This window comes from Bordetella saccharivorans, from assembly GCF_045862855.1.
Lineage (GTDB): Bacteria > Pseudomonadota > Gammaproteobacteria > Burkholderiales > Burkholderiaceae_B > Bordetella_A > Bordetella_A petrii_F.
The window spans coordinates 1925895-1939379 of sequence record NZ_BAAFZO010000001.1 but is presented as its reverse complement, the minus strand read 5'-3'; the positions used below and the strand labels follow the sequence as shown (position 1 = coordinate 1939379).

The window sequence follows — 13485 nt, the reverse complement described above, 5'->3', positions numbered from 1 at the left end:
TGTCTGACACCCCGTGCCCTGGGGACCAGCCCAGCGGCAGGCGCCTGACGCCCCATGGGTGTCAGCCACCTTGTATCGGCGCCCCGCTCAGGAAGCGCGCACGCCGAAGCAGTGCTCCGGCGCCGGGAAAGCCCCGCCGCGCACGTCCTCCGCGTAGCGCGCCGCCGCCTGTTCGATCTCGGCGCCCAGCTGGGCGTACTGCTTGACGAAGCGCGGCACGCGGGCGCCCGACATGCCCAGCATGTCTTCGGTGACCAGGATCTGCCCGTCGCAGGCCGGCGAGGCGCCGATGCCGATCACGGGAATCCCCAGGGCCTCGGTCACGCGCCGGCCCACGGCCTCCGCGGTGCACTCGACGACCAGCGCGAACGCGCCGGCGGCTTCCAGCGCCCGGGCATCGTGCATGATGCGTTCGCCGCCGTCGGCCAGCATGCCCTGCGCCTTGTAGCCGCCCACGCTGTTGACCTGCTGCGGCATCAGGCCGATATGGCTGACCACCGGCACGCCGCGCGCCGCCAGGAACTGCACCGTATCGGCCATTTCGGCGCCGCCCTCCAGCTTGACCGCCTGCGCGCCGGTTTCCGCCAGCACGCGCGCGGCCGCCTCGAAGGCCTGCGCGGGCGACGCCTGGTAGCTGCCGAACGGCAGGTCCACCACCACGCAGGCGCGCGTCGACCCGCGCACCACCGCGGCGCCGTGCGCAATCATCATGTCCAGCGTCACGCCCAGCGTGCTGGGCAGCCCATACACCACCATGCCCAGCGAATCGCCCACCAGCAGCAGGTCGGCGTGCGGATCGAGCAGCCGGGCCATGGGCGTGGTGTACGCCGTCAGGGCCACGACTTTGCCAGCGCCCTTGGACTGGCGGATGGCGGGGACGGAGATGCGGGTCTGCTGCTGTTGTGCGCTCATGCTCGGGCCTGTTCGGGGGGTTCCAGGAAGCGTCCATGGTAGCGCCGAGTTTTGTGCGCTGCACATTTGATCTGTCAAAGGTATGATCAGGCAGTCCAATATTTCGCGCAGCCATGACCGGTTTCGAACACAATCCGTTTCTGCATTCCCTGGGCGCTGTCATCGAACAGTGGGGCGACGGCCGCATCGTGCTCAGCATGGACCTCAGGCCCGGCCACCTGAACCGCCAGGGCGCGCTGCAGGGCGGCGTGGTCTGCGCCCTGCTGGACGCGGCTTGCGGCTACGCCGGCATCGTGCCGCAGCCGGGCGACAGCCAGGGCAATGCGGTCACCATCTCGCTGGCCATCAACTTCATCGGCTCGGTCAAGGCCGGCAAGGTCGTCGCCACCGGCACCGTCACGGGCCGCGGTCGCAAGATCTACTTCGCCCGCGCCGAAGTCTGTACGCCGGACGGCCGCATCCTGGCGTCGGCGCAAGGGTCCTTCAAATACGGCGGCCCGCGCCTGGCGGCCGACGCCCCCACGGAAGAGGCAATTTCATGAGCGATTCCCCGCAAGTCATCGAACAGGCCATCGTCTCGCGCCAGAGCATCCGCGGTTTCCTGCCCACCCCGGTGGAACCCGCCCTGATCCGCCGCATCCTCGAAGCCGCCGCCCGCGCGCCCAGCGGCAGCAACATCCAGCCCTGGAAAGTGCACGTGGTCACCGGGGCCAGGCGCGCCGCGCTGGCGCGCGACCTGGTGCAGGCGCACGCGCGCGGCGAGCCCGAGCGGCGCGAATACCAGTACTACCCGGTCAACTGGCGCAGCCCCTACCTGGAACGGCGCCGCGCCACCGGCTGGGGCCTGTACAGCCTGCTCGGCATCCAGAAGGGCGACCGCGAAGCGTCGGCCCGCCAGCACGCGCGCAACTTCGAATTCTTCGGCGCCCCCTGCGTGCTGCTGTTCACCATCGACAGCGACCTGGACAAGGGCAGCTGGCTGGACTACGGCATGTTCCTGCAGAACATCATGGTGATGGCGCGCGCCTGCGGCCTGGACACCTGCCCGCAGGCGGCGCTGGCCAACTATCCGGACATCGTCAAGCAGCACCTGGGCATTCCCGCCGACCAGATCGTGATCTGCGGCATTTCCATCGGCTACCAGGACCCGGACGAACCGGCCAACCAATACCGCACCGAACGCGAGCCGGTCGACGAATTCACCACGTTCCACGACGCCTGAGCATGGCCGGGGGCGCGGCCGACGCGGGCGGCCTCACGGCAGGCCGCCCGGCGCATCGCTCCAGGCGCGCGGCGGCACGCCGTAATGCCGGCGGAACGCCGTCGAGAAATTGCCCGCATGGTCGTAGCCGACCTCCAGGGCCACCTGCGTCACCGGCAGCCGCGCCCGGATCAGCGCCAGCGCATGCCGCATCCTGGCGGCCAGCAGGTATTCCGGAATGGTGGCGCCATGCACGGCCTTGAACGTGCGCGACAGCTTCGACACACTGACGCCGGCCTGCGCGGCCAGTTCGCGCACCCCGGGCGGTTCGCGGAGTTCAACGGCCAGGCGCGCCGCCGCCTGCTCGGCAATGGCCCGGTCGCGCGGCCGGATCTCGCCCGCGGCCGCGTCGCGGCGCATGTGCACGAAGAAATGGCGCACGATGTCCTCGGCGCGCGCCTGCAGCAGCAGCCGGCGCGCATGGCGGTCGTCAAGCGGCTCGAAAAAGCACTGGGCCGCCTGCTGCATGGCCGCCGTCAGCCCGGCACGGAACAGCGCGAACGCGGCCGGATCGTCGTCCAGGTAGCGGCCCAGCGCGCCGCCGTAGCGCGCGGCCTGCAGCCCCAGTTCCTCCACCAGGTATTCGCGCGTGCACGAGACCGTGACCGAGCGCTCGCGCGCGCCCGCCCCGAACACCTCGATCTTGCGCGCGCCGCGCGGCTGCAGCAAGGCGCTGCACGACAGCCCGTCGATGGCATGCGGGGCCTCGCGGCCGTCGGTCACGGCCGACCGGCCCAACATGCGCACGTGGATCTTCAGCGCGCCGCTGCAATCGTAGTGCTCTTCCATGGCGCGCGGACGGGTGATGTCGGCCCAGCTGGCCGACAGGCCCGCCCCCAGCACCAGCGTATCGCGGTAGCCGGCCATGCCGGCGCCGATCGGGCGGGCCTGGATGAAGCAGGCCGAGCCGACCGGCTGGACCCCCGCCACCTCGTAGGTATGCGGCACATAGGCATGCAGGCGATTGGCGACAGGGTTATCCACGGCAGAGCATCCACGCTGGCCCGAAAGAATGACGGTTACGTTACCGGGCGGTTTCGCGCAGCGTCAAGGCGCGGCCAGTGGCCTGGGTCGCCTGGGGTAAACCCGCAGCCCGCTGCCGCTTGGTACGATTTTGCCCTTTCGGCAAATAAAGCGTGCATCTGCGCATAAGCGCACATGTGCTTTGGCGACTAAGCTGGTCGCCGGACCGAACCATGACGGAGCGTCAATGCAGCACGACACCCAACCCCGCCGCCAGCCCAATTTCTCCATGCACCGGCGCGCCGGCGACCTGGTGTTCGTGTCCGGCCAGATGGCCTTCGGCGAGGGCTTTCGCATCGTCGGCGCCGACGTGGCGGCACAGACCCGCACCTGCCTCGAACACATCGCGCGCCACCTGGCCGATGCCGGCCTGGCGCCGCGCGACATCGTCAAGACCACCGTCTGGCTGGCCCGCATCGAGGACTTCGCCGCCTTCGACGCCGCGTACGGCGCGTTTTTCGGCGATATCGCCCTGCCGGCCCGCTCCACCGTGCGGGCCGATTTGATGGTGCCCGGCGCGCTGGTCGAGATCGAAGCCATCGCGCGCGCCGCGGGCAACAACGACACCCCCGCCTCCCAACCGACTTCGGAGCCCCGCCCATGAATACCGCTACGACGCTCACCCCGGCCGCCGGCAGGGCGTCGCCCCCCGCCTGGCGCATCATCGCGGCCGCCTCGATCGGCAATGCACTGGAATGGTTCGACCTGGTCGTCTACGGCTTCTTCGCCGTCACCATTTCGAGGCTGTTCTTTCCCAGCGACAACGACAGCATCTCGCTGCTGCTGACGCTGGGGACGTTCGGCGTATCCTTCTTCATGCGCCCGCTCGGTGCGCTGGTGCTGGGCGTGTACGCCGACCGCGTCGGCCGGCGCGCCACGCTGACGCTGTCCATCATGCTGATGATGCTCGGCACCCTGCTGATCGCCTTGATGCCGACCTACGCCGCCATCGGCATCTGGGCGCCCATCGGCATCGTGGCCGCGCGCATGATCCAGGGGTTCTCGGCCGGCGGCGAATTCGGCAGCGCCACCGCCTTCCTGGCCGAACACACGCCCGACCGGCGCGGCTTCTTCGCCAGCTGGCAGGTGGCCAGCCAGGGCCTCACCACGCTGCTGGCGGCCGGCTTCGGCGCCGGCCTGAACGAATGGCTGAGCCCCGAGCAGATGGAATCGTGGGGCTGGCGCATCCCCTTCTTCTTCGGCCTGCTGATCGGCCCGGTGGCGTACTACATCCGCACCCGCATCGACGAGACGCCCGAGTTCCTGGCCACCGAACGCAGCGCCACGCCGCTGGGCGACACTTTCACCGAGCACCGCCTGCGCCTGCTGCTGGCCATCGGCACCGTGGTGCTGGGCACCGTCGCCACCTACCTGGTGCTGTACATGCCCACCTTCGCGGTCAAGCAGCTGGGCATCCCGCCGGCGGCCGCCTTCGCGGCCACCCTGGTGACCGGCGTGGTGCAGTTCATCGTCGCGCCCATGGTCGGCCACTGGTCGGACCGCCACGGACGCACCGGCATCATGGCGACGGCCGCCGTGCTGTTCCTGGTGCTGATCTACCCGCTGTTCCAACTGCTGGCCGGCTCGCCCACCTTCGGCACGATGATCCTGGTGCAGATCATCATCGGCATCCTGCTGTCCGGCTATTTCGGCGCGCTGCCGGCGCTGCTGACCGACTTGTTCCCCACCCAGACCCGCACCACGGGAATGTCGCTGGCCTATAACATTGCCGTGACGATCTTCGGCGGCTTCGCGCCCTTCATCATCGTCTGGCTGATCTCGGCCAGCGGCAACAAGCTGGCGCCCAGCTTCTACCTGATCTTCGCCGCCCTGGTCAGCCTCGCCTCGCTCGTCGCCGTGCGCAAGCGGCTGGGCCTGCGCTGAGGCCGCGGCCATGGTCCCGGGCGCCAGGCAGCACATGCCTAGCGCCCGCCGTTTCATGCAGGAGCCCTCATGACCTCGCAACTCGACACCACCACGCTTCCCGCACAATCCGCCATCGCCGAGCTGCACGCCCGGCTCCAGCCCTGGATCCGCACCACGCCGGTGCTGGAGAAGGCCGACTTCGAACCCGTGCCGGGCACGGCGGTGAATTTCAAGTTCGAACTGCTGCAAGCCAGCGGCACCTTCAAGGCGCGCGGCGCATTCTCGAACCTGCTGGCGCTGGACGACGCCCAGCGCGCCGCCGGCGTCACCTGCGTATCGGCCGGCAACCATGCGGTGGCGGTGGCCTATGCCGCGATGCGGCTGGCGATCCCGGCCAAGGTCGTGATGATCAAGACTGCCAGCCCCGCGCGCGTGGCCCTCTGCCGCCAATATGGCGCCGACGTGATCCTGGCCGAAAATGGCGCGACGGCGTTCGACACCGTGCATCGCATCGAAAGCGAAGAAGGCCGCTACTTCGTGCACCCGTTCAACGGCTACCGCACGGTGCTGGGGACCGCCACGCTGGGCTACGAGTGGCTGCAACAGGCGGGCGAGCTCGACGCCGTGATCATCCCGGTCGGCGGCGGCGGGCTGATGGCCGGCGTCAGCACCGCCGTGAAATCGCTGGCGCCGCAATGCCAGGTATTCGGCGTGGAGCCCGAGGGCGCCGACGCCATGCACCAGAGCTTCGCCGCCAGCGGCCCCATCAAGATGGGCCCCATGCAGAGCATCGCCGACAGCCTGATGGCGCCGCACACCGAGCAGTACAGCTACGAGCTGTGCCGCCGCCACGTCGACCGGCTGGTCAAGGTGTCGGACGACGCGCTGCGCGGCGCCATGCGCCTGCTGTTCGACCAGCTCAAGCTGGCCACCGAGCCGGCCTGCGCCGCCGCCACCGCCGCCCTGGCGGGCCCGCTCAAGGACACGCTGGCCGGCAAGCGGGTGGGCGTGCTGCTGTGCGGCACCAACACGGACCCGGCCACTTTCGCCCGGCACCTGGGTGTAAGCTGACACGGCAACCGGCCCGCACCGCCCCCCCCACCGACCGCCATGAAAGCCTACTACCACCCCGACCAGGCGCTGCATCACCCGCAAACCTATTTCTCGCGCGGCAAGATGCGCGCGCCCCAGGAAGTGCCCGCGCGCGCCGCCGCCCTGGCCGGCGCGGCACAGCAGCTGGGCCTGCAGCTGCGCCAGCCGCCCGACGCGGGCATGGCGCCGCTGACGGCGGTGCACGCGCTGGACTATCTGCAGTTCCTCAAGACCGCGCACCGGGAATGGCGGCGGCTGCCGGAAGACTGGGGCGACGAGGTGGTTTCGAATATCTACGTGCGCGAGCCCAACGCCCTGCGCGGCGTGCTGGCCAAGGCAGCGCGCTACCTGGCCGACGGCAGCTGCCCGATCGGCGCATCCACCTGGCGCTCGGCCTATTGGTCGGCGCAGTCCGCGGTGGCCGGCGCCGATGCCCTGCTGGCCGGCGACCGTCACGCCTACGCGCTGTGCCGCCCGCCCGGCCACCATGCCCGCCGCGACGCGGCGGGCGGCTTCTGCTACCTGAATAACTGCGCCATCGCCGCGCAGCGCCTGCGCGGCCAGCATGCGCGCGTGGCAGTGCTGGATACCGACATACACCATGGCCAGGGCATCCAGGAAATCTTCTACCAGCGCGACGACGTCTATTACGTGTCGATCCACGGCGACCCGGAGAATTTCTACCCCGTGGTGACCGGCTACCCGAACGAGCAGGGCGCCGGCGCCGGGTTCGGCTACAACCTCAACCTGCCAATGCCGCACGGCTCGCCCGAGCCGGTCTTTTTCGAGCAGCTCGCCGTCGCCGTCGACGCCATCGAGGTGTTCCAGCCGGATGTCCTGGTGCTGGCGCTGGGCTTCGATATCTTCGAGCGCGACCCGCAGGCCAAGGTGGCCGTCAGCAGCGCCGGCTTCGAGCGCCTCGGGCGGGTCGTGGCCGGCCTGGGCGTGCCGGTGCTGGCGGTGCAGGAAGGCGGGTACTACATCGAAGGGCTGCCGGAGAACGCCGAAGCGTTCTTCGCGGGGCTGCGCGCGTAGCGGCGGCGACCTTCACTGCCGCAGCTGCTCCGCCAGCCAGCCGCGGAACGCCAGCAGCGGCGGATTGTCGCGGTCGCCTTGCCGATAACAGATGAAGTGCGTCTCGCGCTCGATGGGCCGGAAGCCAGGCCCGTCGATGATGGCCAGGTCGCCGCGCTCCAGCTCGGTCTGCGCGAAGCGCGTGGTCTCCAGGGCGATGCCCAGCCCGTCGACCGCGGCCGCGATGGCCAGCGCACCGCGATCGAACGACGGGCCGGTCTTGGCCGGCGGACGGCCGCCATTGAGCTGGAACCAGTCGGCCCAGCGCACCGGGTTGAGCTGCGATTCAATCAGCGTGTGCCGGGCCAGGTCGGCGGCGCTGGCTGGCGCCCAGGCCGCCAGCAGGTCGGGGCGGCATAGCGGCGCCGTGCGCTCGCGCCCCAGCGGCTCGACCACGATGCCGGCGCGGCGCGGCGGCGCGCCATAGGTGATATCCACATCCAGGTGCTTGTCCTTGCGCAGGTCGGCCGGCTCGGCGCTGGACGACAGCCGTATCGTGATCGCGGCATGCGTGGCCATGAACTGCGGCAGCCGTGGCCCCAGCCATTTCGAGGCGAAGCTGGGCGCGCAATGCACCGCCAGTTCGTGCCCGTCGGCACGATGCCGCAGGCGCGCACAGGCGTCCTCGATCTGGTCGAACGCGGGGCCCAGGCCGGCCAGCAGGTGGCGGCCGTCCTCGGTCAAGGTGACTTGCCGCACGCCGCGGGTGAACAGCGGCCGCTCGAACCAGTCTTCCAGCGCGCGCACCTGATGGCTGATCGCCGACGGCGTCAACTTCAACTCGCGGCCGGCCTCGGTAAAACTGCCATGGCGCGCGGCCGCTTCGAACGCGCGCAGCGCAAAGAAAGAGGGGAGCCGTCGCATCGCACCTGCCTCGCGGGAATTCATATGTGAACCAGATTCATCTATCTGTGAAAACACATCGTTTGTCAAGGGTCGCGCGGCAATCGCACTATTCGGCATTCCACGACACCCATCCGGAGAGAGACCCATGCTGGACCGCGCCAAGCGTATTTCCGTCTACCAGCCCGAGCAGGTCGGGCTGAAATTCCCCGAACTGCCGACCTTCGACTCGCCGGCCGCTGAACGCCGGCACCGCCAGGAGCGCCTGGTGGCCGCCTGTCGAGCCTTCGCGCTGCAAGGCTTCGATTACGGTTTCGCCGGCCACCTGACGATCCGCGACCCCGAGCGCCCGGAGCTGTACTGGACCAACCCGATGGCGGTGCATTTCTCGCAAGTGAAGGTGTCGAACCTGATCCTGGTCGACCACGACGGCAAAGTCGTCGAAGGCGAGTATGCGGTGAACCGGGCCGGCTTCGTGCTGCACGCGGCCGTGCACGCGGCTCATCCGGACATCCTGGCCATGTGCCATGCCCACACGGTGTACGGCACCGCTTTCGCGGCGCTGGGCAAGAAGCTGGAACCCATCAGCCAGGACGCCGCCGCCTTCTATGAAGACCATGTCGTCATCGGCGAAGAGGCCGGCCAGGTGGCCGTGGAAGTCAAGGGCGGCAACAAAGTGGCCAACGCCTTCCGCGGTGTCAAGGCGGCCATCCACCAGAATCACGGGCTGCTCACCGCCAGCCGCCACAGCATTGAATCGGCCGCATTCTGGTTCATCGCGCTGGAACGCTGCTGCCAGCAGCAGCTGATGATCGACGCCACCGGCATCGCGCCGCGTCTCGTCACGGAAGAACGGGCCCGCTACAGCCGCGAACACGTCGGCAGCGAGTACATCGGCTGGCTGCATTTCCAGCCCATCTACGAGCAGCTCGCCGCGACCCAGCCCGACATGTTCGACTGAATGCCCGGCCAGGCCGCGCGCGCGGCGCCGACAAAACAAACGGAGACATCCATGAGCAGTATTCCCTATGCGCCCGCCATGGCGCCCAGCCTGCGCGACGAGGACGCAGCCTATGCAAAAGTCACCTGGCGCATCCTGCCGTTCCTGTTCATCTGCTACGTAGCGGCCTACCTCGACCGCGTCAATGTCGGCTTCGCCAAGCTGCAGATGCTCAACGACCTGCAATTCAGCGAAGCCGTGTACGGCCTGGGCGCGGGCATTTTCTTCATCGGCTACTTCATCTTCGAGGTGCCCAGCAACCTGCTGCTGCACCGGTTCGGCGCGCGCCGCTGGATCGCCCGCATCATGATCAGCTGGGGCGTCATCTCCGGCTGCATGATGTTCGTGCAGACCCCGGCCTCGTTCTACATCCTGCGCTTCCTGCTGGGCGTGGCCGAAGCGGGCTTCTTTCCCGGCATCATCCTCTACTTGACGTACTGGTATCCCGCCGCGCGCCGCGCCAAGGTCACCGCGCTGTTCATGACCGGGATCCCCATGGCCGGCGTGATCGGCGGCCCGCTGTCGGGCTGGATCCTGTCGGCGTTCCACGACGTGCACGGCATGGCGGGCTGGAAATGGCTGTTCCTGATCGAGGCCATCCCTTCGGTGGTGCTGGGCTTCATGGTGCTGCTGCTGCTCAACGACAAGATCGCCGACGCGCGCTGGCTGTCCGACACGGAAAAGCAACTACTGCAGAAGAACATCGACGCGGACGCCGCGCACACCGAGGCCCATTCCGCGCTGGCCGCGTTCCGTAACGGGCGGGTCTGGGTGCTGAGCGCCGCCTACTTCGGCTTCATCATGGGGCTGTACGGCATCGGGTTCTGGCTGCCCTCGCTGGTCAAGGCCTCGGGTGTGTCCGATCCCACCACCATCGGCTGGCTGGTGGCGCTGCCCTACGCGGCCGCGGTCGCCTGCATGCTGTGGACCAGCGCCAGTTCCGACCGCCGCAAAGAGCGCCGCTGGCACATCGCCATCCCGGCGCTGGCCGGCGCCATCGGACTGGCGGCCAGCACCTGGCTGCCGCAGACGCCGGTGTGGGCAGTCGCCTCGCTGACCATCGCCACCATGGGCATCCTGACCGGACTGGCGCAGTTCTGGTGCCTGCCGCCCGCCTTCCTGGCCGGCACGGCCGCCGCCGCGGGCATTGCGCTGATCAACTCGGTGGGCAACCTGGCGGGTTTCGTCAGCCCGTTCATCGTCGGCTGGATTAAGGACCTGTCCGGCAGCACTGACACGGGGCTGTACGTGATCGCCATCAGCCTGGTGGTGGGCGGCGCCATCGCGCTGTCCATGTCCAAAGCCACGGTCAACCGGTAGGGGCCGGCCGCGCCGGCGGCGGCACGGCCCGTTATCATGTGGAGGCTTCGCGCGTCGCGCGAAGCTTTGCCCATACACGGCCCGCGCTTCCCGGACAGCATCATGGTCGACCCCGCCAACCTGCTCGCCATCGTCCTGATGGCCGCCGTCACCTACCTGGCCCGCATCGGCGGGTATATCCTGCTGCGCAATCGCAGCCTCGGCCCGCGCGCCATGGCGGTGCTGGAAGCCGCGCCGGGCTGCGTGCTGATCTCCGTGATCGCGCCGGTGTTCGTCTCCGACCAGCCGGCGGACCTGCTGGCGCTGGCGCTCACGGTCGTCGCCGCGACCCGGCTGCCGCTGCTGGCCACCGTGATCGTCGGCGTGGGCAGCGCCGCGCTGCTGCGACATTGGTTTGCATGATGCCGGCCGTGCGCGCGCTTTCGCCCGGCCCCGCGCGATGACGGCGCCCCGCTCCCGCAACGTGCCGGGCCACGCCGGCGCCTGGGCCCGTTGCTGCGCCGGCGCGACGGCCAGCCTGCCGATGCTGTTCGGCGTGATTCCCTTCGGCCTGGTGCTTGGCACGCAAGCCGCGCAGGCCGGGCTGACACCCTTCGAAGTCCCGCTCATGACCGGCCTGAACTTCGCCGGCGGCTCGGAATTCGCAGCGCTCGGACTGTGGGCCGCACCGCCGCCCGTGCTGCTGATCATGGCGGTGACCTTCCTGGTCAACAGCCGCATGCTGGTCATGGGCGCCGCCATGACGCCCTTCCTGCATCACCTGCCCAAGCGCAAGGTGCTGCCGTCGCTGTTCCTGATGACAGACGCCAGCTGGGCGCTGTCAATGGCCGATACGCGGCGGCGCGCGGAACTGGGCATCGCCCCCGCCTTCAGCCTGGCCTACTACCTCGGCTCGTCGCTGGTGTTCTATGTGGCGTGGATCGCCTGCACGACCCTGGGCGCGCTGCTGGGACCGCTGCTGGGCCATCCCGAGGCCTACGGGCTGGACATGGCGTTCCCCGCCGTATTCCTGGTCATGCTGCGCGGCATGTGGCGCGGCTGGCGGCGCGCCTGGCCGTGGCTGGTCAGCCTGGCGGCGGCCGGGCTGACGTACCGGTTCGTGCCGGGCGCCTGGTACGTGGCGGCGGGCGCGCTGGCGGGGATTCTCGCGGCGCTGGCTGCGGCGCCGCGCCACGCCGCGCCGGGCGGGGCGCGGCCGTCCCGCCCGCCCAAGCAGTAGCGCGCTAGTCCACCACCGACTTCAGGCTGTACTCGGCCGGATCCAGCGCCGGCAGCACGTTGCCGGGCAAGTGCTTCTGGAAATACTCCACCAACGGCACGGCATACGCCACATGGCTGTCCTCGTGCACGCCCGGGTCGGCCTCGATAGCCTTGGCGAACGCCTCGTAGCCGTCCTTGCCCAGCGCGGTGAACGAATTGGTCACCACGCGGTAAGTCGCGTTCATGTCGATCGGCGTCCACGCGCCGGTGACACGGTCCTTCACCTCGACGTTCTGGATGCGGCTGCCCTTGGGCTGGCTCTTGTAGACGTCGAAACGCAAGTGCGACGCATACGGGAACGCCCCCGTCGAGCCCGACGTCAGCGCGTACTGGGCGGCATCTTCCAGCACCGCCACCACGCCGTCGCCGCGCATGTCGACGGTGGCCACCGTATTGGAGAACGGCAGCATGGTATAGGCGTCGGCCACGGTAAACGGCCCCTGCAGGAACTGGGTGCGCACGCCGCCCGCGTTCTGGATGGCGATGTCGGCCTTGGGCATGTACTTCAGGAAAGCATCGGCCACATAGTAGGCGGCGTAGCTGCCCGTGGGCCTGCTGCCGGCCGCGAAGGCGGCGGGGATGCGGTCGAACGGCAGCGTCTCGGCCACCGAGCCCAGCGTCTGGGTGCGGAACTCTTCCAGCTCCTGGCTATACGGCGCCAGGATCGCCGCCACGGCCGGGTCCGGCTGCTGCAGCGCCAGCGTGCGCGATGATTCGACCAAGGCGGCGATCTCGGCTTCGCGCGCGGCGCCCACCGCGACGAACTCCCCCTCGGCATCGGCCTGGAGGAACGGTTTGTCGATGGGCAGCACGATGCTGCCCTGGGCCTGCACCACATCCCCCCGTGGATCGAATTCCACGTTCAGCACACCTACGCCGTGCGCCATCTCCCAGGCCTGGGCGATGTAGACCGGCTTGCCGTTGGGCGCGGTCGCCACCGTGGGATAGTCGCCGTCCACCTCCAGCCCCATGGCCGCCAGCTCGCCGGTGGAGTCCAGCAGTTCGTGCGTGTCGCCGCCGATGATGACATCGATATCGTCGACCTGGCCCGCCAGCGCGATATCGCCGTCGTAGCCCAGGTGGCTCAGGACGATGATCTTGTCGATGCCCTGTGCTTTCAGCTCGTCGATATTGCGGCGCACCGTCGCGATCTCTTCGGTGAACTCGACCGCATCGGTCACCATCGACGAATTCACCGTCTTCTCGACCTTCAGGATGCCGATGATGCCGACCTTGTGGCCGCTCATCTCGCGCACGACATAAGGCTTGATCGGCGCGCCATACAGCGGGCTCTGCGCGGTCGGCCGCACATTGGCCGCCAGGATCGGGAAGGTGGCCATGTCGATCAGTCCGCGCAGCACCGCCTCGCCCTCGTCGAATTCATGGTTGCCCAATTGGTAGGCGTCCAGGCCCAGCGCATTGAACAGCTTGAAATCCGGCTCGCCCTTGAACAGGCTGAAGTACAGCGTGCCGTTCAGCTCGCCGCTGTTGAGCACCAGCGTATCCGGCGTACGCAGGCGGTTGATCACGCCCGCCAGGCGCGAGAATCCGCCCAGCTGCACGCGCGTGACGGCGCCGCCCAGCTGCAGGTCATAGGCGCTGCCGTCCAGGTGCGAATGGTGGTCATTGGTGTGCAGGATCTGCAGCTGGTAGTTGGCCGCCTGTGGCGGCGGGCTGTCGTGATCGTCATCATCACTGCCGCTGCCGCACGCAGCCAGCAGCGTCAGGCAAAGCAGGCCGGCGCCCAGGCCGAATCGACGCAAGAACATGAAGAACCTTCCTTGATTTCTGATACCCGCGAGGGCGATGAAGAAGGAAGAATCTAGCGGGGCGT

General features: G+C 68.9%; 14 protein-coding genes. 10 read left to right on the top strand and 4 right to left on the bottom strand.

Going from position 1 to position 13485, the window contains the following annotated elements:
* Positions 1-87: 87 nt before the first annotated feature.
* Entirely contained in the window at positions 88-912 is an 825-nt protein-coding gene (gene panB / locus ACKTT0_RS09325; protein ID WP_407849623.1) for a 3-methyl-2-oxobutanoate hydroxymethyltransferase, read from the bottom strand.
* Between the two features lie 113 nt (positions 913-1025).
* Here panB and ACKTT0_RS09320 point away from each other — a divergent pair, with 113 nt between their 5' ends.
* Positions 1026-1454 (top strand): PaaI family thioesterase, encoded by a 429-nt coding sequence (locus ACKTT0_RS09320; protein WP_407849622.1) that lies wholly within the window; start codon positions 1026-1028, stop codon positions 1452-1454.
* Positions 1451-2134 (top strand): nitroreductase, encoded by a 684-nt coding sequence (locus ACKTT0_RS09315; protein WP_407849621.1) that lies wholly within the window; start codon positions 1451-1453, stop codon positions 2132-2134. The genes ACKTT0_RS09320 and ACKTT0_RS09315 overlap by 4 nt, the downstream gene beginning before the upstream one ends.
* A gap of 33 nt (positions 2135-2167) precedes the next feature.
* Here the strand turns inward: ACKTT0_RS09315 and ACKTT0_RS09310 are convergent, their stop codons facing one another.
* Complete coding sequence (locus tag ACKTT0_RS09310) at positions 2168-3157, bottom strand: helix-turn-helix transcriptional regulator (protein WP_407849620.1); 990 nt, start codon at positions 3155-3157, stop codon at positions 2168-2170.
* 226 nt (positions 3158-3383) lie between these two features.
* Between ACKTT0_RS09310 and ACKTT0_RS09305 the strand changes: the two genes are divergently transcribed.
* The 4 genes from ACKTT0_RS09305 (at position 3384) to ACKTT0_RS09290 (ending at position 7189) form a co-directional block, all read left to right on the top strand.
* Positions 3384-3800, top strand: a complete 417-nt coding sequence (locus tag ACKTT0_RS09305; protein WP_407849619.1) for a RidA family protein — start codon at positions 3384-3386, stop codon at positions 3798-3800.
* Positions 3797-5080, top strand: coding sequence for an MFS transporter (locus ACKTT0_RS09300; RefSeq protein WP_407849618.1), 1284 nt, complete (start codon positions 3797-3799; stop codon positions 5078-5080). The genes ACKTT0_RS09305 and ACKTT0_RS09300 overlap by 4 nt, the downstream gene beginning before the upstream one ends.
* A gap of 69 nt (positions 5081-5149) precedes the next feature.
* Positions 5150-6133, top strand: a complete 984-nt coding sequence (locus ACKTT0_RS09295) for a threonine/serine dehydratase family protein (RefSeq protein WP_407849617.1) — start codon at positions 5150-5152, stop codon at positions 6131-6133.
* A gap of 39 nt (positions 6134-6172) precedes the next feature.
* Positions 6173-7189, top strand: coding sequence for a histone deacetylase family protein (locus tag ACKTT0_RS09290; protein ID WP_407849616.1), 1017 nt, complete (start codon positions 6173-6175; stop codon positions 7187-7189).
* Positions 7190-7201: 12 nt separating this feature from the next.
* Here ACKTT0_RS09290 and ACKTT0_RS09285 read toward each other — a convergent pair whose 3' ends face one another.
* Positions 7202-8092, bottom strand: coding sequence for a LysR substrate-binding domain-containing protein (locus ACKTT0_RS09285; RefSeq protein ID WP_407849615.1), 891 nt, complete (start codon positions 8090-8092; stop codon positions 7202-7204).
* Positions 8093-8219: 127 nt separating this feature from the next.
* On the opposite strand from ACKTT0_RS09285, the gene ACKTT0_RS09280 reads away from it, so the two are divergent.
* The 4 genes from ACKTT0_RS09280 (at position 8220) to ACKTT0_RS09265 (ending at position 11610) form a co-directional block, all read left to right on the top strand.
* Positions 8220-9032 carry a class II aldolase/adducin family protein gene (locus ACKTT0_RS09280; protein WP_407849614.1) on the top strand — a complete coding sequence of 271 codons (813 nt, stop codon included), beginning with the start codon at positions 8220-8222 and terminating at the stop codon, positions 9030-9032.
* A gap of 51 nt (positions 9033-9083) precedes the next feature.
* The gene (locus tag ACKTT0_RS09275; protein ID WP_407849613.1) at positions 9084-10391 is read left to right on the top strand and encodes an MFS transporter; all 1308 of its coding nucleotides are present in this window, start codon (positions 9084-9086) and stop codon (positions 10389-10391) included.
* Between the two features lie 102 nt (positions 10392-10493).
* On the top strand, positions 10494-10793 hold the full coding sequence (locus ACKTT0_RS09270; protein ID WP_407849612.1) for an AzlD family protein: 300 nt from the start codon (positions 10494-10496) through the stop codon (positions 10791-10793).
* Positions 10794-10830: 37 nt separating this feature from the next.
* Positions 10831-11610, top strand: coding sequence for an AzlC family ABC transporter permease (locus tag ACKTT0_RS09265; RefSeq protein ID WP_407849611.1), 780 nt, complete (start codon positions 10831-10833; stop codon positions 11608-11610).
* A gap of 4 nt (positions 11611-11614) precedes the next feature.
* On the opposite strand, the gene nadN is transcribed toward ACKTT0_RS09265, so the two are convergent.
* Positions 11615-13420, bottom strand: coding sequence for an NAD nucleotidase (nadN, locus tag ACKTT0_RS09260; RefSeq protein ID WP_407849610.1), 1806 nt, complete (start codon positions 13418-13420; stop codon positions 11615-11617).
* Positions 13421-13485 lie beyond the last annotated feature (65 nt).

What these genes read in the sequence shown, in the direction of transcription:
- panB (WP_407849623.1), bottom strand. Translation starts at nt 912, where the DNA reads ATGAGCGCACAACAGCAGCAGACCCGCATCTCCGTCCCCGCCATCCGC.
- ACKTT0_RS09320 (WP_407849622.1), top strand. Translation starts at nt 1,026, where the DNA reads ATGACCGGTTTCGAACACAATCCGTTTCTGCATTCCCTGGGCGCTGTC.
- ACKTT0_RS09315 (WP_407849621.1), top strand. Translation starts at nt 1,451, where the DNA reads ATGAGCGATTCCCCGCAAGTCATCGAACAGGCCATCGTCTCGCGCCAG.
- ACKTT0_RS09305 (WP_407849619.1), top strand. Translation starts at nt 3,384, where the DNA reads ATGCAGCACGACACCCAACCCCGCCGCCAGCCCAATTTCTCCATGCAC.
- ACKTT0_RS09300 (WP_407849618.1), top strand. Translation starts at nt 3,797, where the DNA reads ATGAATACCGCTACGACGCTCACCCCGGCCGCCGGCAGGGCGTCGCCC.
- ACKTT0_RS09295 (WP_407849617.1), top strand. Translation starts at nt 5,150, where the DNA reads ATGACCTCGCAACTCGACACCACCACGCTTCCCGCACAATCCGCCATC.
- ACKTT0_RS09290 (WP_407849616.1), top strand. Translation starts at nt 6,173, where the DNA reads ATGAAAGCCTACTACCACCCCGACCAGGCGCTGCATCACCCGCAAACC.
- ACKTT0_RS09285 (WP_407849615.1), bottom strand. Translation starts at nt 8,092, where the DNA reads ATGCGACGGCTCCCCTCTTTCTTTGCGCTGCGCGCGTTCGAAGCGGCC.
- ACKTT0_RS09280 (WP_407849614.1), top strand. Translation starts at nt 8,220, where the DNA reads ATGCTGGACCGCGCCAAGCGTATTTCCGTCTACCAGCCCGAGCAGGTC.
- ACKTT0_RS09275 (WP_407849613.1), top strand. Translation starts at nt 9,084, where the DNA reads ATGAGCAGTATTCCCTATGCGCCCGCCATGGCGCCCAGCCTGCGCGAC.
- ACKTT0_RS09270 (WP_407849612.1), top strand. Translation starts at nt 10,494, where the DNA reads ATGGTCGACCCCGCCAACCTGCTCGCCATCGTCCTGATGGCCGCCGTC.
- ACKTT0_RS09265 (WP_407849611.1), top strand. Translation starts at nt 10,831, where the DNA reads ATGACGGCGCCCCGCTCCCGCAACGTGCCGGGCCACGCCGGCGCCTGG.
- nadN (WP_407849610.1), bottom strand. Translation starts at nt 13,420, where the DNA reads ATGTTCTTGCGTCGATTCGGCCTGGGCGCCGGCCTGCTTTGCCTGACG.